General features: G+C 35.4%; 1 pseudogene. It reads left to right on the plus strand.

Features of this window, described 5'->3' with window-relative positions:
- Positions 1-219: 219 nt before the first annotated feature.
- A pseudogene (locus AMS59_RS23925) lies at positions 220-741 on the plus strand (IS1595 family transposase); the annotation flags it as partial.
- Between the last annotated feature and the right edge of the window lie 137 nt (positions 742-878).

Genomic DNA, 878 nt, shown 5'->3' on the forward strand with positions numbered 1-878 from the left:
GAAAAAAAATTAGGATAGATGGCCATTCGTCGTGCGTACCGAGAAGGTGCGCTTATTTTTTTATATTTCGGGCTTACAAAGTAATGACTACTTTTATTTGATAGTCAAGCATTCTCTTAGATAAGTAATAAAAACTTGGTGGCTCTTGTGAAAATTTAAACCTACATCAAAAGAGTAGCATAAATCCTTTGGAAATTGGATTTTACTGCTACTCTTTCAAAAAAACGAGAAGAAAAGGATGAAAAACGAGGGATTTCAAATCAGAAAATTGCTGTAGTTGTAGCACAAGATCGAAATAACAATATTATTGCGAGGATGGCGGGTAGAGGTCGTGTAAAAGCAGAAGAAATTGATGGGGTTATCGGGGATTATATAGCCCATTCTTCTTTGTTATGCACGGATACCGCTACCAATTATAAAAAATTTGCAGCAGCAAAAAATCTTAAACACGAAACAGTTAATCTTAATCAAAATCAACGAGTAAAAAAAGGGATATTTCATATACAACACGTTAATAACTTACATCGCCGTTTGAAAGGATGGATGGAACGATTTCAGGGCGTTGGTACGTATTATTTGGATAGTTACCTTTACTGGTATCGTTGGCTTGAGTTACATAAAAACTTGGCATTTGAAAATCGGGTAGAGCAAATGCTTATTTCAACTTGTCAAAAATCTAACTATTTCACAATTGAAGCAATAAGAAAAGGCAAAGAGCACCATTTATCAGATGCTTTTTAAGCGGATTCAGTGGTTTACTGTTATTCAATTAGCGAAGCAAAAAGAGGTTTTCGCTGAATTAATATGGCTCATCACCAAAATCCGGGGATGACAAAATCAATGACCTGTTTCCAAACGTAAACGGAGGAAAAGATGGG

This window comes from Lysinibacillus sp. FJAT-14745, assembly GCF_001275675.1.
Taxonomy (GTDB): Bacteria; Bacillota; Bacilli; order Bacillales_A; family Planococcaceae; genus Lysinibacillus.